This is a genomic window from Mesorhizobium sp. BR1-1-2 (genome assembly GCF_020165435.1).
GTDB lineage: Bacteria > Pseudomonadota > Alphaproteobacteria > Rhizobiales > Rhizobiaceae > Mesorhizobium.
Genome location: NZ_JAIUID010000019.1, coordinates 39,287 through 60,251 on the forward strand (window position 1 = coordinate 39,287; position 20,965 = coordinate 60,251).

16 protein-coding genes and 1 pseudogene are annotated in these 20,965 nt (G+C 64.1%); 7 read left to right on the forward strand and 10 right to left on the reverse strand.

Annotated elements, in window-relative coordinates:
• Positions 1-2 precede the first annotated feature (2 nt).
• From xdhA to xdhC, 3 genes are all read left to right on the forward strand, one after another.
• Entirely contained in the window at positions 3-1,484 is a 1,482-nt protein-coding gene (gene xdhA, locus LB551_RS27140; protein WP_224661113.1) for a xanthine dehydrogenase small subunit, read from the forward strand.
• On the forward strand, positions 1,484-3,829 hold the full coding sequence (xdhB, locus tag LB551_RS27145) for a xanthine dehydrogenase molybdopterin binding subunit (RefSeq protein ID WP_224661142.1): 2,346 nt from the start codon (positions 1,484-1,486) through the stop codon (positions 3,827-3,829). The genes xdhA and xdhB overlap by 1 nt, the downstream gene beginning before the upstream one ends.
• 61 nt (positions 3,830-3,890) lie before the next feature.
• Positions 3,891-4,820, forward strand: coding sequence for a xanthine dehydrogenase accessory protein XdhC (gene xdhC, locus LB551_RS27150; RefSeq protein WP_224661114.1), 930 nt, complete (start codon positions 3,891-3,893; stop codon positions 4,818-4,820).
• Positions 4,821-4,833: 13 nt separating this feature from the next.
• Here xdhC and LB551_RS27155 read toward each other — a convergent pair whose 3' ends face one another.
• The 3 genes from LB551_RS27155 to LB551_RS27165 all read right to left on the reverse strand — a co-directional run bounded on the left by LB551_RS27155 (position 4,834) and on the right by LB551_RS27165 (position 8,102).
• On the reverse strand, positions 4,834-6,093 hold the full coding sequence (locus LB551_RS27155) for an LLM class flavin-dependent oxidoreductase (RefSeq protein WP_224661115.1): 1,260 nt from the start codon (positions 6,091-6,093) through the stop codon (positions 4,834-4,836).
• On the reverse strand, positions 6,090-7,073 hold the full coding sequence (locus tag LB551_RS27160) for an LLM class flavin-dependent oxidoreductase (protein ID WP_224661116.1): 984 nt from the start codon (positions 7,071-7,073) through the stop codon (positions 6,090-6,092). The genes LB551_RS27155 and LB551_RS27160 overlap by 4 nt, the downstream gene beginning before the upstream one ends.
• 108 nt (positions 7,074-7,181) lie before the next feature.
• The gene (locus LB551_RS27165; RefSeq protein WP_140550348.1) at positions 7,182-8,102 is read right to left on the reverse strand and encodes a LysR family transcriptional regulator; all 921 of its coding nucleotides are present in this window, start codon (positions 8,100-8,102) and stop codon (positions 7,182-7,184) included.
• Between the two features lie 138 nt (positions 8,103-8,240).
• Between LB551_RS27165 and LB551_RS27170 the strand changes: the two genes are divergently transcribed.
• The 4 genes from LB551_RS27170 to LB551_RS27185 all read left to right on the forward strand — a co-directional run bounded on the left by LB551_RS27170 (position 8,241) and on the right by LB551_RS27185 (position 12,790).
• Positions 8,241-9,458, forward strand: coding sequence for a urate hydroxylase PuuD (locus LB551_RS27170; RefSeq protein ID WP_224629208.1), 1,218 nt, complete (start codon positions 8,241-8,243; stop codon positions 9,456-9,458).
• A gap of 2 nt (positions 9,459-9,460) precedes the next feature.
• A complete protein-coding gene (gene guaD, locus LB551_RS27175) occupies positions 9,461-10,774 on the forward strand; it encodes a guanine deaminase (protein WP_224661117.1) in 1,314 nt (437 codons plus the stop codon).
• Positions 10,775-10,848: 74 nt separating this feature from the next.
• Positions 10,849-11,355 carry a heme-degrading domain-containing protein gene (locus LB551_RS27180; protein ID WP_224661118.1) on the forward strand — a complete coding sequence of 169 codons (507 nt, stop codon included), beginning with the start codon at positions 10,849-10,851 and terminating at the stop codon, positions 11,353-11,355.
• A 169-nt stretch (positions 11,356-11,524) separates the two neighbouring features.
• The gene (locus tag LB551_RS27185; protein ID WP_224661119.1) at positions 11,525-12,790 is read left to right on the forward strand and encodes a glycerate kinase; all 1,266 of its coding nucleotides are present in this window, start codon (positions 11,525-11,527) and stop codon (positions 12,788-12,790) included.
• Between the two features lie 9 nt (positions 12,791-12,799).
• On the opposite strand, the gene LB551_RS27190 is transcribed toward LB551_RS27185, so the two are convergent.
• From LB551_RS27190 to LB551_RS27220, 7 genes and pseudogenes are all read right to left on the reverse strand, one after another.
• On the reverse strand, positions 12,800-14,269 hold the full coding sequence (locus LB551_RS27190) for a UdgX family uracil-DNA binding protein (protein ID WP_224661120.1): 1,470 nt from the start codon (positions 14,267-14,269) through the stop codon (positions 12,800-12,802).
• 2 nt (positions 14,270-14,271) lie between these two features.
• Entirely contained in the window at positions 14,272-15,504 is a 1,233-nt protein-coding gene (locus LB551_RS27195; RefSeq protein WP_140550343.1) for a putative DNA modification/repair radical SAM protein, read from the reverse strand.
• Positions 15,505-15,591: 87 nt separating this feature from the next.
• Positions 15,592-16,992: a glutamine synthetase family protein gene (locus LB551_RS27200; RefSeq protein ID WP_224661121.1), complete on the reverse strand. Its 1,401-nt coding sequence runs from the start codon at positions 16,990-16,992 to the stop codon at positions 15,592-15,594.
• Positions 16,993-17,003: 11 nt separating this feature from the next.
• Positions 17,004-18,386, reverse strand: coding sequence for an aspartate aminotransferase family protein (locus LB551_RS27205; protein WP_224661122.1), 1,383 nt, complete (start codon positions 18,384-18,386; stop codon positions 17,004-17,006).
• A gap of 119 nt (positions 18,387-18,505) precedes the next feature.
• A complete protein-coding gene (locus tag LB551_RS27210; protein WP_224661123.1) occupies positions 18,506-19,480 on the reverse strand; it encodes a WD40 repeat domain-containing protein in 975 nt (324 codons plus the stop codon).
• Between the two features lie 99 nt (positions 19,481-19,579).
• Positions 19,580-19,777: pseudogene (locus LB551_RS27215) on the reverse strand (GNAT family N-acetyltransferase); the annotation flags it as partial.
• Positions 19,778-20,842: a CobW family GTP-binding protein gene (locus tag LB551_RS27220; protein WP_224661124.1), complete on the reverse strand. Its 1,065-nt coding sequence runs from the start codon at positions 20,840-20,842 to the stop codon at positions 19,778-19,780.
• Between the last annotated feature and the right edge of the window lie 123 nt (positions 20,843-20,965).

Here is a 20,965-nt window from a genome sequence, read left to right on the forward strand (position 1 = left end):
ACGTGGCCGAGGTCAAGATCCGCAACGACATCCGCTTTATCCTCAACGGCAGGGAGGTCGTACTGTCGTCCGTGGCGCCTGACGCGACCTTGCTCGACTGGCTGCGGCTCGACCGGTCGCTGCGCGGCACCAAGGAAGGTTGCGCGGAGGGCGATTGCGGCGCTTGCACCGTGCTGGTCGGCAGGCTTTCCGCCGGCGAACTGGTCTATGAAAGCGTCAACGCCTGCATCCGCTTCCTGGGTTCTCTGGACGGCACTCATGTCGTGACGGTCGAGCATCTCCGTGGAGCGCCGGGCCAGTTGCACCCGGTGCAGCAGGCGATGGTGGATTTCCACGGCTCGCAATGCGGCTTCTGCACGCCGGGCTTCGTCATGTCGCTCTACGGCCTGTGGATGAAATCGCCGGACCCGTCGGACGCGGCTATCGAAAAGGCCTTGCAGGGCAATCTCTGCCGCTGCACCGGCTATGAGGCGATCATGCGAGCGGCCCGCGCCATCTCCAGCTACGGCAAAGCGCAGCAGGATCCGCTGGCGTTGGAGCGTCGGTCGATCACGGCCAGGCTGGAGGCGATGCGCGACGGGGCACGGATCGAGATCGGCGCCGGCAAGGCGCGGCTCGTCGTGCCGGCTGACGTGGACGATTTCGCCGCCGTGCTCGACAAGGAACCGGGCGCCACCATCGTCGCCGGCTCGACCGACGTCGGTCTCTGGGTGACCAAGCACATGCGCGATATTTCGCCCGTCATCTTCATCGGCAATCTCGACGGGCTGTGCGCCATCGCCGAGGACAACGGCGTGATCTCGATCGGCGCCGGCGTGACCTATTCCGATGCCTTCGCGATGCTGTCTAAACGCATCCCGGCGCTCGGGCCATTGTTCGATCGCATCGGCGGCGAACAGGTGCGCAACATGGGCACGATCGGCGGCAACATCGCCAACGGCTCGCCGATCGGCGACACGCCGCCGCCATTCATTGCGCTCGGCGCGCGGCTGACGCTGCGCCGTGGAAGCAAGCGGCGCACGCTCCCGCTCGAGGATTTCCTCATCGCCTATGGCAAGCAGGACCGGCAGCCCGGCGAGTTCGTCGAGGCCGTGCATGTACCGGTGCCGGCAAACGAAACGAAGTTCGCCGTCTACAAGATCACCAAGCGCCGCGACGAGGATATCACCGCCGCACTCGGCGCGTTCTTTCTGGTCTTGGCCAAGGACGGCACGGTTGCGGATATCCGCATCGCCTATGGCGGCATGGCGGCGACGCCGAAGCGGGCGGCGGCGGTCGAGAGGGCTCTGCTCGGCAAGCCCTGGACCGAAGAAACGGTAGAAGCGGCGATGGCCGAATATGTAAGGGATTTCACGCCGCTCACCGACATGCGGGCAAGCGCTGAATATCGGGCTTTGGCGGCGAAAAACCTGTTGTTGCGTTTCTTTGTCGAAACCACCGGCACCAAGGCACCATTCCAGGTGTCGCGCAACGAGGCGGCATGATGAACAAGCACGCCGCATCAAATCTAAAGGCCGAGAAGATCGTCGGCGGCGTCGCCACCGACCAGCGCCATGATTCCGCGCACAAGCATGTCAGCGGCAGCGCCGTCTATATCGACGATATGCCCGAACCGGCGGGCACGCTGCATGGCTGCCTCGGCCTTTCCACGGCGACCCATGCCACCATCGTCCAGATGGACCTTTCGGCGGTGCGCGCCGCGCCGGGCGTCGTCGATGTGCTGACGGCAAAAGATGTGCCGGGCGAGAACGATATTTCGCCGACCGGCCGCCATGACGAGCCGATACTCGCAGACGGCAAGGTGCAGTTTTTCGGCCAGCCGATTTTCTGCGTGATTGCCGAGACGCGCGAGCAGGCGCGGCGCGCCACGAGGCTGGCAAGGGTCGAATACGAGGAATTGCCTTTCGTCACCGACATCGGCGCGCTCGATCCGAGCAAGGACAAACTCGTCACGCCGCCTCTGACGCTGAAACGCGGCGACGCGGCTGCTGCGATCCGTCAGGCCCCCCGCCGGCTGAAAGGAAAGATGCGCGTCGGCGGCCAGGAGCATTTCTACCTCGAAGGCCATATCGCGATGGCGGTTCCGGGTGAGGATCAGGACGTCACCATCTATTCCTCGACCCAGCATCCGAGCGAAGTCCAGCACATGGTTGGTCATGCCCTCGGCGTGCCGAGCAACGCCATTACTGTGGAAATGCGCCGCATGGGCGGCGGCTTCGGCGGCAAGGAAACGCAGGGCAACCAGTTTGCAGCGCTGGCCGCGATCGCCGCCAAGAAGCATCACCGGGCGGTGAAAATCCGGCCGGATCGCGATGACGACATGATCGCCACCGGCAAGCGGCACGATTTCCTCATCGACTATGAAGCCGGCTTCGACGATGAGGGCAATATCCTCGGCGTCGACTTCATGTTCGCGGCGCGCTGCGGCTTTTCTGCGGACCTTTCCGGCCCTGTTACCGACCGCGCGCTGTTCCACTGCGACAACACTTATTTCTGGCCGGCGGTGCATGCGCAGTCGGCGCCGCTCTATACCAACACGGTCTCGAACACCGCCTTTCGCGGCTTCGGCGGCCCGCAAGGCATGGTCGGCGCCGAGCGCATCATCGAAGAGGTGGCGTTCGCCCTAGGCAAGGACCCGCTCGACATCCGCAAGCGGAATTTCTACGGCACCACCGACCGCAACGTCACGCCTTACCATCAGGTGGTCGAGGACAACATCATCCACCGCATCGTCGCTGAACTGGAAGAAAGCGCCAGCTATGCAAGGCGCCGGCGCGAGATCTCGGCCTTCAACAACAACAGCCGCCTCATCAAGCGTGGCCTCGCACTGACGCCGGTCAAGTTCGGCATCTCGTTTACCGCTACCCACTACAACCAGGCCGGCGCGCTGGTGCATGTCTACACCGACGGTTCGGTGCATCTGAACCATGGCGGCACCGAGATGGGGCAGGGCCTCAACGTCAAGGTGGCGCAAGTGGTGGCGCAAGAGTTCCAGATCGATCTCGACCAGGTGAAGATCACCGCGACGACCACGGGCAAGGTGCCGAACACCTCGGCCACCGCCGCGTCGTCCGGCACCGACCTCAACGGAATGGCGGCGCAGCACGGCGCCCGCCAGATCAAGGACCGGCTGACCGATTTCGCCGCCGAGAAATACCAGGTGCCGCGCGACCAGGTGCTGTTCCTGCCCAACAGGGTGCGCATCGGCAACCAGGAGATACCTTTCGCCGACCTCGTCAAGCAGGCCTATATGGCTCGCATCCAGCTTTCGGCGGCCGGCTTCTACAAGACGCCGAAGATCCACTGGGACCGCGACAAGGGCGAGGGCCGTCCCTTCTATTATTTCGCCTATGGCGCCTCGTGTTCGGAAGTCTCGGTCGACACGCTGACCGGCGAATATGTGGTCGAGCGCACCGACATCCTGCACGAGACCGGCCGCTCGCTGAACCGCGCCATCGACCTCGGCCAGGTCGAGGGCGGCTTTATCCAGGGCATGGGCTGGCTGACGACCGAGGAACTCTGGTGGGATGACAAGGGCCGGCTGCGCACGCATGCGCCATCGACTTACAAAATCCCGCTGGCGTCGGACCGGCCAAAGATCTTCAACGTAACGCTGGCCGACTGGCCGGAGGCCGGTGAGCCGACGATCCATCGCTCCAAGGCGGTCGGCGAGCCGCCCTTCCCGCTCGGCATGTCGGTGCTGCATGCGCTGTCAGACGCGGTGGCCAGCGTTGCCGATCACAAGATCTGCCCGCGTCTCGATGCGCCTGCGACACCGGAACGCGTGCTGATGGCAATCGAGCGACTGAAGAGCGAGGCGAAGGCCTGAATCCGGCAAAACGTGTAAAAAGGGCCGAAAAAGCCTATATTTCCCGACAGGGAATGTGAAAATGAACGCGAAAGTGCAAAGCCTGAAAGCTTTTCTCGCCAGCGCTGGCCGGGTCGCCCTGGTTGAAGTGGCCGGCACCAAAGGCTCGACGCCACGCGAGAAGGGCGCCTTCATGCTCGTCTCGCAAGCGGCGATATCAGGCACGATCGGCGGCGGCCAGCTCGAATATATGGCCATCGACAAGGCACGGCAGATGCTGGCTGGGGGAGCGGCTTTCGCAGGCTCCCGGACGACGACGTCCGACCCTCCCAAGAAGGGAGAGGGTGAAGAGACCCGCCCCGATGCCGGCGTGATCCTCGACGTGGCGCTCGGCCCGGAGATCGGCCAATGCTGCGGCGGGCGCGTCGAAGTGTCGATCCGCCTCGTCGATGCGACGTTGGCACAGGAACTGATTTCGGCCGCGGAAGTCGAGCAGGCTGAACTGCCTCGTGTCTACATTTTCGGAGGTGGTCACGTCGGCCAGGCGCTGGCCTCCGCGCTCGTCCTTCTCCCTGTGCGCGCCGTCGTCATCGAAACACGGGCCGACGCGCTTGAAGGAATGCCGCAAGCCGTCGAGACGCGGCTGACCCCGATGCCTGAAGCCGAGGTGCGCAACGCGCCCGCAGGCAGCGCCTTCGCCATCCTCACCCATGATCATGCGCTGGACTTCCTGATTGTCGCCGAAGCTCTGAAGCGTGGCGACACCGCCTATGTCGGCATGATCGGCTCGAAGACCAAGAAAGCGACGTTCAGGAACTGGTTCCTGAAATCGGCTGACGGCAATGAGGCGGAATTTGCCCGCCTCATCTCGCCGATCGGCGGCGATGCCGTCAAGGACAAGCGCCCGCCTGTCATTGCCGCGCTCGCGGCAGCCGAAATCATGACCGCTCTGGTCAATCGCGGCGCCGCGCCAAATGCCGAACGGCCGCATGATAGGATCATGGCTGGCTAAGGCTACGTCGTGCCTACACCGGTCGTTTCAAGCCCAGATGGTCGCGCAGCGTGCGGCCTTCGTAATCCTTGCGGAACAGGCCGCGCCGCTGCAGCTCCGGGACGACCAGCGTGGCAAAGGCATCGAGTTCGCCGGGGAAGTAGGACGGCATGACGTTGAAGCCGTCGGCGGCACCGCCCTCGAACCGCGCCTGCAACTCGTCCGCGACCTGGGCCGGCGTGCCCACGATGCGCCAATGGCCGCGTGCACCGGCGAAATGGCGAGCAAGCTCGCGGATGGAAAGGCCGTCGCGGCGCGATTGCTCGATGACCAGGGCCTGCCGGCTTTTCATGCCTTCGCTATCCGGCAGTTCGGGCAGTGGCCCGTCGAGCGGATAGCGCCGAAGATCGGAGATGCTGAGATAGCTGGACAGCAGAGCCACGCCGACGTCGTCGGGGATCAGCTCCTGCAGCTCCTCGTATTTCGTCCGCGCTTCGGCCTCAGTTTGCGCCACCACCGGGGCGACGCCGGGCATGATCTTAATGTCGTCCGGTTCGCGTCCGTAGGCCGCCAGACGGCCCTTGAGATCGTCGTAGAAAGCCTTCGCTTCCGCGAAAGTCTGCGCGGCCGTGAACACCACATCGGCGGTGCGGGCGGCGAGGTCGCGCCCAACATCCGAGGCGCCGGCCTGGACCATGACCGGCGCGCCCTGGGGCGAATGCGGCAAATCGAGTGGGTCGCGCACCGAAAAGCTCTGGCCGTCATGGCCGGAAGCTCCGCCGGGAGCACCGCGCCAGAGCGCGGTGACCACCCGTGCGAACTCACGCGCGCGCTCGTAGCGGTCGGCATGCGGCCGCAAGCCAGTCGCGCCGAAATTGGCGGCCTCGATCGGGCTGGCCGACGTGACCAAGTTCCAGCCGGCGCGCCCGCCGCTCAGATGATCGAGCGACAGGAAGGCTCGTGCCAGCCCGTAAGGCTCGTTGTAGCTGGTCGAAGCGGTGGAGACGAGGCCGATGCGACTGGTCTGGACGGCGAGTGCGGAAAGCAGGCTGATCGGCTCGAAGCCGATCGAGCGCGAGGTCTGACTGGCGATGTTGACGTCCGCTTCGCGCAGGCCGGCCGCATCCTCGCAGAACAGCAGGTCGAATTTCGCCGCTTCCGCCGTGCGCGCCAGCGCGATGTAGTGATCGATGTCGATCCCGGCCTTCACATGGGCCTTGGGGTGCCGCCAGGCGGCTATATGGTGGCCTGTCGCCCACAGAAACGCGCCAAGCTTCATCTGGCGCGCGGTCATCGGTCGCCTCCCCCGCTGAGTCCCAGATGCGAGCGCAGCTTTGTGCCCCCATAGCTCTGTCGAAACAGACCGCGCCGCCGCAGCTCCGGCAGAACGCGATCGGTGAAATCGTCGAGCGCTGAAATATGCGCGGACAGCCGGATATTGAATCCGTCGCAATTGTTCGCCCGGAATTCTTCCTCCATCCTGTCGGCCAGCCCGCCGACGCCATTGGCGGCGAGGGATATGTCAGCCAATATCCTCACGGCATCCGGTTCGCGCCCGGACGCGGAAACGCGGCGCCTGAATTCGTCATGGCGTGCCTTGCGCGGCGCTGCCCGCCTTTCGTCCAGCAGGATGACATCGGCTGTGCGCGCGGCAATGTCGAAGTCGCCTGCCGCCAGGCCGGACAGGACCAGCACCGGCGTGTCTTGCGGCGAACGCGCCACGTTCAGCGGTCCGCGCACGGCGAAGAATTCGCCCTTGTGGTCGAGCAGGTGCATTTTCCCGGGATCGTGGAAGCGGCCGCTGTTCTTGTCGAACAGCAGCGCGTCCGCCTCCCAGCCGTTCCACAAACCCTGGACGATGCCGATATATTCCTCGGAGCGGCGGCGAAAATCGTCGCTGGGAAATCCATCCGGCCGGCTGAAATTGGCCGCCTCGCGCGGCGCCTGCGCCATCGTCGCGTTCCAACCGGCTCGGCCGTGGCTGATGATATCGAGCGAGGCGAACCGGCGCGCCAGATTGTAGGGCTGGTGGGCAACCGTCGAGGCCGTGGCGACCAGCCCGATCCTGCTCGTCACCGTCGCCAGTGCGGCAAGCAGCGTCGTCGCTTCGAACGAGCTGCCAGACCCGCCACTGTCCGGCGCCGTATCGTCGAGAACAATCATATCCAGCCCGGCCGCTTCCGCCCGCTGCGCGAAGCCGGCCAAGTCGCTGAAGGTGAGCGCGCCGGCCTGCCCGGCCGTGGAGGCAATGTTGAGCGAAACGGTGAGATGCATTGCGGTTAGCTCGTCAGTCGGCGCAAAGCCCATCGACCATGAGGCGGCATCCGCGAACCTAAGTTCGGCTTCGCGCAAGGCAACCCTTTCGACTGGGCCAGGAGCTGCTCACTTGCCAGCCAGTATATCCTTGATCAGCCGCTGGCAGCGCTCGGCCATGAAATCCAGCAGCAGGCGCACCTTCGGGTCCTGCAGCTTCTTGTGCGGATAGACGGCGGCGAACTGCACCGGCGTCGGCGGCGTGGCGGCCAGGATGATCTTCAGCCGCCGGTCGCGGATGAACGGCTCGACCTCGAAGCGCGGCTTGTTGATGATGCCGCGCCCCGACAGCGCCCAGCCGGTCAGCACGTCGCCATCGTCCGTATCATAAGGCCCGTGCACCTCGAATTTCTGCGGCCCGTTCGGCGTCTGCAAGGTCCAGACATATTCGCGCGCGCCGGAATAGCGCAGCATCAGGCAATCGTGCTTCCTGCTGATCAGTTCCTGCGGCTCGGCCGGCTCTCCGCGCGCCTCCAGATATTTGGGCGCTGCGACCAGCACCCGCTCGCATTCCATGATGCCGCGCATCCTGAGGCTGGAATCCTCGATGATGCCGAGCCGGAAGGCGACGTCGATGCCCTCTTTCATGATATCGACATTGTGGTCCGAGAGCCTCAGCCGCACCTCGATATCAGGATATTTGTCGTGGAAATCGGGAATGCCCGAGGCCACCAGCCGGCGGCCGAGGCCGAGCGGCGCGGTCACGCGGATGGTGCCGCGCGGCTGGCCGGAAAGGGCCGAGACCGCGGCCTCCGCCTCGGTGATCGCCTCCAGCACCTGCTTGGCGCCGGTGTAGAACACCGTGCCATGCTCGGTCGGCATCAATTGTCGTGTCGTGCGGTTGAACAGCCGCACACCAAGGTGCTTCTCCAACTCCTTGATGCGGTTGGAAGCAACCGCCGGCGAAATGCGCATGTCGCGCCCGGCCGCCGACAGATTGCCGAGCTCGACCACGCGGACGAAGACGGCGATGTTGTCGAGATAGGCCATGCGGTTCAGTGGCTTTCAATCAAGCGGCGTGCGAGCAACCTAGTATTTTCCAATTTTTTTTGAAAGTCATCGCACACCTCGCCTCTTTCCGTTTGCGCGCCACACCGTAAAGTCGCTTCATCGGCAGGGACGACTTCAATGATGGATTTCGCAATTTTCTGGGACTGGCTGAGCTTTGCCGTGCGCTGGCTGCACGTCATCACCGGCATCGCCTGGATCGGCTCGTCCTTCTATTTCGTCGCGCTCGATCTCGGTTTGCGCCAGCGACCGGGCATGCCTGCCGGCGCCTTCGGCGAGGAGTGGCAGGTGCATGGCGGCGGCTTCTATCACATCCAGAAATACCTGGTCGCGCCGGCCGAGATGCCGGAACACCTCACCTGGTTCAAATGGGAATCCTACGCCACCTGGCTGTCCGGCTTCGCCATGCTGTGCGTGGTCTACTATGCCGGGGCCGACCTGTTCCTGATCGATCCCAACGTGCTGCCGATGTCTGTACCGGTCGGCATCCTCCTGTCGATGGCGACGATCGGCGTCGGCTGGGTGGTCTATGACCTGCTCTGCCGTTCGCCGCTGGGCAAGAGCGATACCGGCCTCATGCTGGTGCTCTATTGCGTGCTGGTGTTCATCGCCTGGGGGCTGACCCATCTGTTCACCGGCCGCGCCGCTTTCCTGCATCTGGGCGCCATCACCGCCACGATCATGTCGGCCAATGTCTTCATGGTCATCATCCCCAACCAGAAGATCGTCGTCGCCGACCTCATCGCCGGCCGCAAACCGGATCCGAAATACGGCAAGATCGCCAAGCAGCGTTCGCTTCACAACAACTATCTCACGCTGCCGGTGCTGTTCCTGATGCTGTCGAACCATTATCCCCTGGCGTTCGGCACCGAGTTCAACTGGATCATCGCCTCTCTGGTGTTCATCATCGGCGTGCTGATCCGCCACTACTTCAACACCGTTCACAAGCGCGCCGGCAACCCGCATTGGACCTGGCTCGGCGCCCTTGTCCTGTTCCTCGTTATCGTCTGGCTGTCCACCGTGCCGAAGGTGCTGACCGGCGAACCGAAGGCGTCCGCCTCGGCGCAAATCTATGTCGCCTCGGCCCATTTCCCGGCGGTGCGCGACACCGTGCTCGGCCGCTGCTCGATGTGCCATGCCCAGGAGCCGGTCTATGAGGGCATCTACCATGCGCCCAAGGGCGTGATGCTGGATACCGACGCCAACATCGCCGAGCATGCCCGCGAGATCTATCTGCAGGCCGGCCGCAGCCATGCCATGCCGCCCGCCAATGTCAGCCAGATCACAGACAAGGAACGGGCGCTGCTGGTGGCCTGGTTCGAAGGCGCGGGGAAATAGGCATGACATCGACGCTTCTGCGTGGCCGCACGCTGTCCTTCGTGCGCTGGCCCGAAACCATCGATGATCATTCCGCCTGGCGCTACGAGGAGGATGGCGGCCTGCTGATCCGCGACGGCAGGATCGTCGCCGCCGGCGCTTACGTCGATGTTGAAAGGCAGGCAGGCGAGGCAGCGAGAAGGATTGATCACCGGCCGCATCTGCTGCTGCCGGGCTTCATCGATGCCCATGTGCATTTCCCGCAGATGCAGATCATCGCCTCGTACGGCGCCGAACTGCTCGACTGGCTGAACGCCTACACCTTCCCGGAAGAGACGAAATTCGCCAACGCGCAGCATGGCCGGCGCGTCGCACGGCTGTTCCTCGACGAGATGGTGCGCCACGGCACGACGACGGTGGTCGCCTACTGCTCGGTGCACAAGGCGTCCGCCGAAGCCTTCTTCGCCGAATCGCATGACCGCAACATGCTCAACATCGCCGGCAAGGTGATGATGGATCGCAATGCGCCCGATGGCGTGCTCGACACGCCGCAATCGGGCTATGACGACAGCAAGGCGCTGATCAGGGAGTGGCACGGCAAGGGCCGGCAACTTTATGCCATCACCCCTCGCTTCGCGATCACCTCGTCGCCGGAGCAGATGGAGATGGCCGGCGCGTTATGCCGCGAACATCCCGACCTGCATATCCAGACGCATCTGTCGGAAAACCATGCCGAGATCGCCTTCACGCAGGAGCTTTATCCGTGGTCGCGCGACTACACCGACGTCTACGAGCATTACGGGCTCTTGGGGAGAAAGAGCCTGCTCGGCCATTGTATCCATCTGTCGGAGCGGGAGGCGGACGCGCTTTCGGACAGCGGCTCGGTGGCCGTGTTCTGCCCGACCTCGAACCTGTTCCTCGGCTCCGGCCTCTTCGATTATCAGCGCTACCGCACCCGCGATAAAGCCCTCCGGATCGCCGCCGCCACCGATGTCGGCGGCGGCACCAACTATTCCATGCTGCGCACCATGGACGAGGGCTACAAGGTGATCGCGCTGAACGGCGAGAAGCTGAACCCGTTCCAGTCCTTCTGGCAGGTCACGCGCGGCAATGCCGAAGCGCTGTCGGTGGCCGACAAGATTGGCACGCTGGATGAAGGCACCGACGCCGATATCGTTGTGCTGGATGCCAGAGCGACGCCTGCAATGCGGCTCAGGATGGAGACCGCCGAGACGCTGGCGCAGGAACTCTTTCTTTTGCAGACGCTGGGCGATGACCGCGCCGTGCGCGAAGTCTATGTGTCGGGACGGGCTGCCAAGAGCGACATAGCGATTTAGGATGTGTCGACAAGTTCCTTGACCCAGCGGCAACCATCGGTCAAAGCGTGCGGCGACGTTGACAGGGGAACGACATGGCCGTTGCCGAAGACATCGCTCTGATCAAGAGACAGGAGGAAGTCCTTGTCTTTCCCGCCTTCGACGAGGCGGTCGCGTTCAGTATCGGCGCCGCGATCCGCGACCGGGCGCTCGCCGAAAATCTCCCGATCATCGTCGATATCAGGACCTTCGACCGGCCGCTGTTCTATGCCGCAATGCCGGGCTCGAACGCTTCCAACCCCGACTGGGCGCGGCGCAAGATCAATGTCGTCAGGCGGTTCCTGAAAAGCACTTATCGCATGGTGCTGGAACAGCAGCGCCCCGACCGCACCTTCAAGATCGGCGAGGGGTTGGATAGTGCCGACTACGTCCTGGCCGGCGGCGGCTTTCCCATCACGGTCAAGGGCGTCGGGGTTATCGGCGTAATCGCCGTCTCTGGCCTGCCGGAGCGCGAGGATCATGGCGTGGTGGTCGATGCTCTGTGTGATCATTTGGGCATCGACAAGCGCGAGTTTTCGCTGCCGCCCGAGGAAAAATCGTGACGTTGACGCCGCCCCTCATCCGCCTGACGGCACCTTCTCCCCGTATAGTGACGGGGAGAAGGAATGCTCACCAGCGCCGGCGACCCCCTCTCCCCGTCTCTTTACGGGGAGACGGTGAGGGGCAGCGCCGACATTTGCTCAATTCGAAAGACGCCGATGGCGCCAAAGGATGACCTTGTTCGACCCCAAATCCTTTCTCGTTTCAATCTTCGAGGCGGCCGTCGCCGCCGCCGATCCGGAGCGCACCATCCGCGATCATTTGCCGGTCAGGCCCAAGGGCCGCACCATCGTCATCGGCGCCGGCAAGGGCTCGGCGCAGATGGCGGCGGCCTTCGAGAAAGCATGGGACGGCCCGATCGAAGGACTGGTCGTCACCCGCTACGGCTATGGCGCGAAATGCGAGCGCATCGAGGTCATCGAGGCGGCGCATCCGGTGCCGGACGCCGCCGGGCTCGAAGCTTCGCGGCGGCTGCTTGAGAAGGTGCAAGGGCTGACATCAGACGATCTGGTCGTGGCGCTGATTTCCGGCGGCGGTTCGGCGCTGCTGCCGTCACCCGCAACCGGCCTGACATTGGCCGACGAGATCGCCGTCAACGAGGCGCTGCTGGCGTCGGGCGCGCCGATCGCGGCGATGAACACCATCCGCAAGCATCTTTCCACCATCAAGGGAGGCCGGCTGGCCGCCGCCGCCTGGCCGGCAAAAATGGTGTCGCTGGTGGTTTCCGATATTCCCGGCGACAATCCGGCGCTGGTCGCCTCCGGCCCGACCGTTCCCGACACCGGCAGCCGGGCGGATGCGCTGGCGTCGATATCAGCCTACGGCATGAACCTGCCGGCCTCGGTCATGGCGCATATCAATTCACCGGCCGCCGATGCACCAGTTCCCGGGGATGAGCGCTTTTCGCGCAACGAGGTGCATCTGATCGCCTCCGCCGGCGTGTCGCTCGAAGCAGCCGCAGCGGAAGCGGGCCGACAGGGCATCGAGGCTGTCATTCTCTCAGATGCCATCGAAGGCGAAGCCCGCGAGGTGGGCGGGGTTCACGCCGCCATCGCGCGCGAAGTGGCGACACGCAACCGGCCTTTCTCAAAGCCGGTGCTGATCCTGTCCGGCGGCGAGACCACGGTGACGCTGCGTGCCAAGGGGAAAGGCGGCCGCAACTCCGAATTCCTGCTCGCCTTCGCCATCGGCATCAATGATGTCAAAGGCATTCACGCCCTGGCCGCCGACACCGACGGCATCGACGGCTCGGAGGACAATGCCGGCGCCTTCGCCGATGGTTCCACGGTCTCGCGCATGCGCGCGGCCGGGATCGACGCCAAGGCGATGCTGGCGGGCAACAACGCCTGGACGGCTTTCAACGAGGTCGGCGATCTGTTCGTGCCTGGCCCGACCGGCACCAATGTCAACGATCTCCGGGCGATCCTGATCCGCTAATCGCTCGGATCAGGCAGCCATCAGCCGCTTCACCTGCTTCATGTCGTCAAGGAACCGTTCTTGCTCGGCCTCCTTGTCCGCACGGTCACGGATGCGCAGGATGAAGGAGGGATGGATGGTGATGAACACACGCATGCCATCTTCCCGCTCGATCACCTGGCCGCGGATCTTCGTCACCGGAATCGCCTTGCCCAGCAGCGACAATGCCGCCGTTGCGCCAAGCGCCACGGCAAGGTTCGGTTTGATCAGTCCGAACTCCCGGTCGAGCCACCAGCGGCACGCCTGAACCTCACCCGCGTTCGGCTTGGAATGGATGCGACGCTTGCCGCGCGGCTCGAACTTGAAATGCTTGACCGCGTTGGTGACGTAAACTTTTTGGCGGTCGACTCCGGCGTCGTCCAGTATGGCGTCGAACACTCTTCCGGCCGGGCCGACGAAAGGAGCGCCGGCGAGATCTTCCTGATCGCCGGGCTGCTCGCCGACGAAAATCACCTTGGCGCCGTCCGGCCCTTCGCCGAACACGGTCTGCGTCGCGTCCCGCCAGAGCGGACAGCGACGGCAGCCTTTCGCCGCTTCGCGCAGTTCGGCAATCGTCTTGGCGTCGTCATCCTCCGGGAGGCCGGCCGGCTGACGCTTTGGCCAATGCCGCGCCTGAATCTTGGCGTGGTGCGGCGCGGGTGCCGTCGGCATTCTGGCAATCATGGCTATAGCGGCCTTGTCCGCTCCTGCGATCAAATCAGGAATGAGCGAGGCCTCGGGAAGGTTCCGCCAATATTTCTTCGGCATCTCCTTCTGCATGGCTTTCACCTTGAGCCGCGCCGGGTTGAAGATGTTCTCGAAATAGGTGCGCCACAGGGCTTCGGTGTCGTCCTGCGCGGGCGCATCGCCCTTGACCGCCCCCGGCCCGATCGCGAGCCTCTCGCCATCCCAGTCTGCGGATGCATAGGGCGTCAGAATCGTCCAGTGCATGCCGGTGAAACGCCGCACGAAGAAATCGGCATTGCGCTCGACGATGTAATGATCGGGCTCGAACCAGGCGACGTAGTGCTCTTCGTCGCCATCACCGATCTTTCGGAAGCGGACGAAGGCATGCATCTTGTGGCTGTCGCGCCGCACCGCCTTTTCCATGGTCTCAAGCCGCCTGATGTCGGGATCCGATGCAATCGCCAGAAGCTTGGGTTCAGTGCGCAACCGCCACAGCAGCCGGTAGAGAAAGGCAAACCGGCCGGGGTCGGAATGGCAGAAGGCGGTTTCGGCATGGCCGATGAAATCGCGCGGAACCACGAGTTGTGCGCCCTGCGGCACGTTTGGCAAATCGCTCAAGGGCCGATCGGAACCGGCTGCGACATGCCAGCTGATGTCCTCGGGCCTGACCTCGTTCAGTGCCAGCCGTCGCGCCGCGTCGCGCCAGCCGGCGAAGTCGGTCTCGCTTTCGAGCCAAACGCTGTGGCGGGTGAGATCGAGTTCACCGGGCTGCATGGTCAAAACAGCGCCAGTTGTTCGCAGGATTGCACGATCTTGCCGCGCAGGCCGGCCTTGTCGGTCAGCGCGCCTGGCGACCAGCCTTCTGCGACGATGAAGGGCCGGAGCTTGGCGATGGAATGGCAGAGCCGGCCGACATCCTCGAGCCGCAGCCGTCGGTGGCGGCGCGTCTCCAGGATTTTTGCGACCACCTTGGCGCCGAGACCTGGAACGCGCAGCAGCAACTCGCGATCGGCGCGGTTGACGTCGACCGGAAAGCGTCCTCGGTTGCGCAGCGCCCAGGCAAGCTTCGGGTCGATCGTGAGGTCAAGCATGCCGTCGCGGCTGCCGGCCAGGATTTCGGGCTGCGAGAACCCATAGAACCGCATCAGCCAGTCGGCCTGGTAAAGTCGGTGTTCGCGCATCAACGGAGGCTTCTGCAGCGGCAGCGACGACGAGGAATCCGGGATCGGGCTGAAGGCCGAATAATAGACCCGCCGCAGGTGATAGCTGCCGTAGAGCCGGGCGCTGGTGTGCAGGATGCCGTCGTCGGAGGTCTTGTCGGCGCCGATGATCATCTGCGTCGACTGGCCGCCCGGCGCGAAACGTTCGTGCTTTTTCGTCAGCGTCGGCTCGGCTTTTTCTTCCATCTTCCGGCGCAGCCTGGCCATGGAAAGGCGGATGGTTTCCGGCTTCTTTTCGGGCGCCAGTCGCTTCACACCCTCATCGGTGGGGAGTTCGACATTGATCGACAGTCGGTCGGCATAGAGGCCTGCCTTCTCGATCAGTTCCGTCGAAGCCTCCGGGATGGTTTTCAGGTGAATATAACCCGAGAACTTCTCTTCCAGCCGCAGCTTCCGCGCCACTTCGACCATCTCGCCCATGGTTTCATCAGGCGAGCGGATGACGCCTGAGGACAGGAACAAGCCCTCGATATAGTTGCGCCGGTAGAAATCCATGGTCAGCTTGACCACCTCGTCGATGCTGAAGCGGGCGCGGCGCACATTGGAGGAAGAGCGGTTGATACAATAGCTGCAATCATAGATGCAAAAATTGGTGAGCAGGACTTTCAACAGCGAAATGCAGCGGCCATCGGGTGCGTAGGAATGGCAGATGCCCATGCCTTCGGTGGAGCCGATGCCGCCGGATTTCAGCGAATCCTTTTTCGCCGCGCCTGATGAGGCGCAGGAAGCGTCATATTTGGCCGCATCGGACAGGATCGCAAGCTTTTCGCGGATGGTGAGCGCGCTCATACGTTCATGATATGTTCCAAAACGGCGCTGCGCCACCTAATTTGAGGGCGGCGGCGAAAAAGTGATCGCCGCGCGATCATCATGGCATCAGACCTCGTGCAGATAGAGGTGATAGTCCAGCTCGCTGACCGTGCGCGCGACGCGCAGGTATTCGGACTGCTTGATCGCCACGAAGGTGCGGTGCAGATCCTCGCCAAGCGCACCTTTGAGGAAGCTGGATGCTCTGGCCGCCTCGATCGCCGCGCGCCAGTCGACCGGCATAGTCGTGCGCGTCACCGCCGCCTCATAGCCGTTTCCGGTCGTCTCGGGGCCAGGATCGAGGCCTTCGTCGAGGCCTTTGACGATGCCGGCAAGCACGGTTGCCGCAATCAGATACGGATTGGCGTCGACGCCCGAAGGCCGATGCTCGATGCGCCGGTTCCTGGCGTCGCCCGCCGGCACGCGCAGCGCCACCGACCGGTTGTTGACGCCCCAGGTCGGCGCCACAGGTGCATAGGATTGCGAGACGAAGCGCCGCCAGGAATTGGCGTGCGGCGCAAACACCAGCATCGATTCCGCCATGGTCTGGATCAGGCCGCCCAGCCCGCGCAGCAGCGGCAGCGACCAACTCTCGCCGCCGGCCTCCGAAAAAACGTTTCGGCCGGCCTTGTCCTGCAGCGAGACGTGGAAATGCATGCCGGAGCCGGCATATTTCTCGATCGGCTTGGCCATGAAGCAAGCGGTGACGCCATGGCGGCGCGCCTGCGCCCGCACCAGCCGTTTCAGCATGACGAGGTCGTCAGCCGCCCGCATCACATCCTTGCGGTAGTTGAGCGTCAACTCGTACTGGCCGGGCGCATATTCGGAGATCACGGTCTCCGCCGGAATGCCCTGTGCCTTGGCCGCGGCATAGATGTCGGAGAACAGCGGCTCCATGCCGTGCAGATGGTCGACCGAGTAGACCTCGGTCTTGCCCGAGACGCGGCCGTCCAGCACGGCGCGCGCCGGCTGCACCTTGCCGTCGCTGTCGCGCTCGTTGGCGAGGAGAAAAAATTCGAGCTCGAAGGCGCCGGCCGGGTACAGCCCCTTGGACGCCAATATGTCGACCTGCCTTGCCAGCGCCAGCCGTGGGTCCGATGCCATCGGTGCGCCGTCGAGATGATACATCGCCATCAATACCTGGCCGCGCGGCGGGTTGGTGCCGTGGAGCGGCACCAGGGTACCCGGGATTGGCCAGGCGCGCAGATCGCCGTCGCCGGTGGTCCAGATCAGTCCGGTTTCGTGCACGTCCTCGCCGGTGATGTCGAGGCCGAGGATCGAGATCGGCATGTGTCGGCCGCCTTCGAAGATGGCTTTCAGCTCGTGCCGGCGCACGATCTTGCCACGGCCGACCCCGTTGGCATCGGTTAGCACGATGTCGAAGGCCTCGATCTCGGGATGGGCGTCGAGAAAGGCCTGCGCTTCGGTGGGCGAGGAGCCGGAAGGTGAGGTCACGGTGGCACTATCCATGGCCGCTTTTCTCATGCCGCAAGCTCTGCCGCAACTGCGCCGAAGGCGGTGATCAGCCGGTTGACCTGGGCGCCTGACGTCGCCGGCGAGATCAGCATCATGTTGTGGAAGGGCGCAATCAGCACGCCGCGATTGACCAGCGCGACATGGATGGCGGCTTCGAGTTCCGGCGCATGCGCGGCTTCCGCTTCGGCACCATTGCGCAGCGGGCCAGGCGTGCAGATGAATTCGACGCGGGCACCGACGCGAGCGACATGCCATGGCAGGCGGTAGCGGTCGATGACCGCGGTCAGCCCGGCATCGAGCCGCCGCGCCAGATGCTCCATGCGGTCATAATTTTCTTTGGTCATTACCTCTTCGAGGGCGGCGCGCATGGCCGCGAATTGCAACGGGTTGGCCGAGAGCGTCGTCCCCATGCCGGAATAACCCGGCTCTTTCGCCCTGTTGTAGTCGGCGTAGCGCGAGGCGACCTCGTCGCTCATGCCCCAGACGCTTGCCGGCACGCCGCCGGCGATCGGCTTGCCCAGCACGAAGAAATCCGGCTCCAGTCCGTATTTCTCGGTATAGCCGCCTGGGCCGGTCGAGATCGTATGCGTCTCGTCGATCAGAAGCAGCGTGCCCGCCGCGCGCGTCAGCTTTCGCAACGCCTCGTGGAAACCGGGATCGGCCAGCACCATGCAGGAATTGGTCAGCACCGGTTCGGTGATGACGCAGGCGACATCCTGGTCCCTGAGCGCCGCCTCCAGCGCGGCAACGTCGTTGAACTCGATGACCTTGGCGGTGCGGGTCAGGTCGCGGAATTCGCCGGCCAATCCCGGCCGGTTGGCTGGCTTGCCGTCGATCAGCCGCACCATCGTCTCGTCGACCGAGCCGTGATAGCAGCCGTTGAAGACCAAGATCTTTTCCCGCCCGGTGACGGCGCGGGCAACGCGCAGCGCGAAGCGGTTCGCATCGGTCGCCGTCGTGGCGATCTGCCAGAACGGCAGGCCGAAGCGCTGTTGCAACAGCGGTCCGATGGCGAGCGCTTCTTCCGAAGGCAGCATGTATGTCAGGCCGCGCCCAGCCTGCCGGCGAATGGCGCGCGCTACCGCCGGCGGCGAATGGCCGAACATCGATCCGGTGTCGCCGAGGCAGAAATCGTCGAGCCTGTTGCCGTCGATGTCGGTGATCGTAGCGCCTCTGGCGCTCTCGACCAGGATCGGAAACGGCGTCGGCCAGTCGTTCATCCAGTGCATCGGCACCCCGCCGAAGAAGCCGGGCATGCCGTTGCCGGCCTTGGCCTGCGATTTCGGCCGCGCCTTGCGGAAGGCGGCGCCTTCGGTGTCCCGCAATGCGGCAATGCGGTCGCGGCTGACGCCGCCAATGGACGTTTTCGACGTGTCGCTGCTGTGCACGAAAAACCCCTCTGGTGGGGAATAAGGCAGTAGCGCAGTAGGGCAGGGCCGTGGAAAGACGTCAGTGCGCACAACCGCACTTCCTGTCCTCACTCGTTGTTCCCTACTCCCCTACTCCCTTAACCCGTGATGTCGATAACGCCGCAGTCGCCGGCGGTACTGCCGAAAGCGATGCGGCGTTCCTCCCTGTCCCACATCATCGAGGTGATGGCACCCTTGCCGGGGCGCCGCAACAGCACCTCCTTGGCGTCGGAAAAACGCACCGCCATCACCATGCCGTCCTCATAGCCGATGGCGACGACATCCTGGCTTGGATGGCAGGCGACTGAGGTCACCATCGCATTGCCGCGCGTGCCGAGTTCCAGCGGCGCCTTGCCCATCGGCCCGTCCTTGCCTGAAAACGGCCAGACGATCGCCGCCGGCGCGCCGGAACTCGCCAGCCACTTGCCTTTCACGCTCCATGACAGGCTTTTGACCTTGGCGGGATAGCCGCTCATGCGCATGTGTTTGCCGTCCGCCAGCTTCCAGCCGTGCAATGCGTTTTCCTGCATGGTGGTGACGAGGAAGGCGCCATCCGGCGAGAAGGTGATGCCGGTATGGGCGCCGGCCCATTCGAGCTCCACCGGCTTGCCCTCGGCGGCCGGGAAATGCAGCGTCGCGCCATTGTAGCGCGCCACGCCGAAGCGCATGCCCTTGGGCGAAAATGCCAGCCCCTCGACCGAACGCGGATGGGCGAACTCTTTTGTCCGGCCGTCGGCAAAGCGCACATAGGCGGTCTTGCCTGTAGCATAGGCGATGGCGCCTTGCGGGCCAGCGGCGACGCTGGTGACCCACTTCTTGCCCGCGCTGGCGAGTTCGCTCACGTCACCGCCGGCTTTGACGGCGAACACCTTGCCGTCCTCGCCGCCGGTGAGCAACCGGTCGTTGGCCGCGTCATGGAAAGCTGCGAGCAGCCCGTCATTGGCCTGCACCGTCTTGTGGCCATTGTCGAGCCGATGGACGGTGCCGTCGGCCATCGCGAAATGCGGCACGTCGCCAAGGAAGACGGCGGCGACGCAGTGGCCTTCGAGATCAAGCGGGGCGACGGTTGGCATGAGTTTCTTTGTGGGCTGAATGAAATTGCAGAGGCGGCTTACTCGACGTTTGCGGTTCCGACAACCGTCAGGATCAGCAAAGTGATGAGGAGGCGGGCATCAAAGCAGCCCCCTGGCTCGAGGATCGGCTGCGAATGATGTCAGTGGCATCACCAGGGTCGGATCCGATCCGGTGAGGCGCTCGGCGCCATAGCCGACATACCACGTTGCGGCCCGCTCGCCCTTGGCATCGATGATGAGCAGAATGCCGCCGCCTTCACCCGCAAGCCGCAAGCAGCGCAACGCCGCCGCCGAGACTTAGGCCTGGCAGGCCTCGAAGCTCTTCCTCAGCCGTTCGGCGTCCAGTTCGCGGCCGATGAACACCAGCCGGCTCTCATGCTTCTCGCCGTCTTTCCAGGCGCGCTGGTGGTCGCCCTCGATGATCATGTGCACGCCCTGGATGACGTAGCGCTCGTCGTCGCCCTTCAAGGCGATGATGCCTTTCAGGCGCAGGATGTTCGGTCCCTCCATCTGGGTGACCTTCTCGATCCAGGGGAAGAATTTCTTCGGATCCATCTCGCCCCCGCGCAGCGAAACCGACTGCACCGTCACGTCATGGATGTCGGAGGGGTGCGCGTGATGGTGGTGCCCATCGTGGTCATGATCGTGCCCGTCATGATCGTGGTGGTGATGATCATGGTCATGATCATGATCATGATGGTCGTCATGCGCCTCGAGGAAATGGGGGTCGTTCTCCAGCGCCTTGGACAGGTCGAAGGCGCCGCGGTCGAGCACTTCCGACAGCGCCACGCCGGCGCGGGTGGTGCGATGAATCCTTGCGGCCGGGTTGATGGCGCGGATCGTCGCTTCGACCTTGGCCAGTTCTTCTGATGTGACGAGGTCGGTCTTGTTGAGCACCACGACGTCGGCGAAGGCGATCTGGTCCTCGGCTTCCTTGGAATCCTTCAGTCTGAGCGGCAGGTGCTTGGCATCGACCAGCGCCACCACCGCGTCGAGCTTGGTCTTGGAGCGCACGTCGTCGTCCATGAAGAAGGTCTGGGCCACCGGCACCGGATCGGCGAGACCAGTGGTCTCCACCACGATGGCGTCGAAACGGCCGGGGCGGCGCATCAGGCCCTCGACCACGCGGATCAAGTCGCCGCGCACCGTGCAGCAGACGCAGCCATTGTTCATCTCGTAGATTTCCTCGTCGGATTCCACGATCAGGTCGTTGTCGATGCCGATCTCGCCGAATTCGTTGACGATGACGGCGTAGCGCCTGCCGTGGTTTTCCGACAGGATGCGGTTCAGCAGCGTCGTCTTGCCGGCGCCGAGATAGCCGGTCAGAACGGTTACGGGAATCTGCGTCTGTGCGTCGCTCATGGCTTGCCTCGAATGGATGGGCCTTGAAAGATCTCGGCCTCGAAAGGGATTGTCGGTTCCATATAGGATGTGCGGCTGGCTTTTGCACGAGGCAAACCGCGAATGGCCGGCCCGAACCATAGG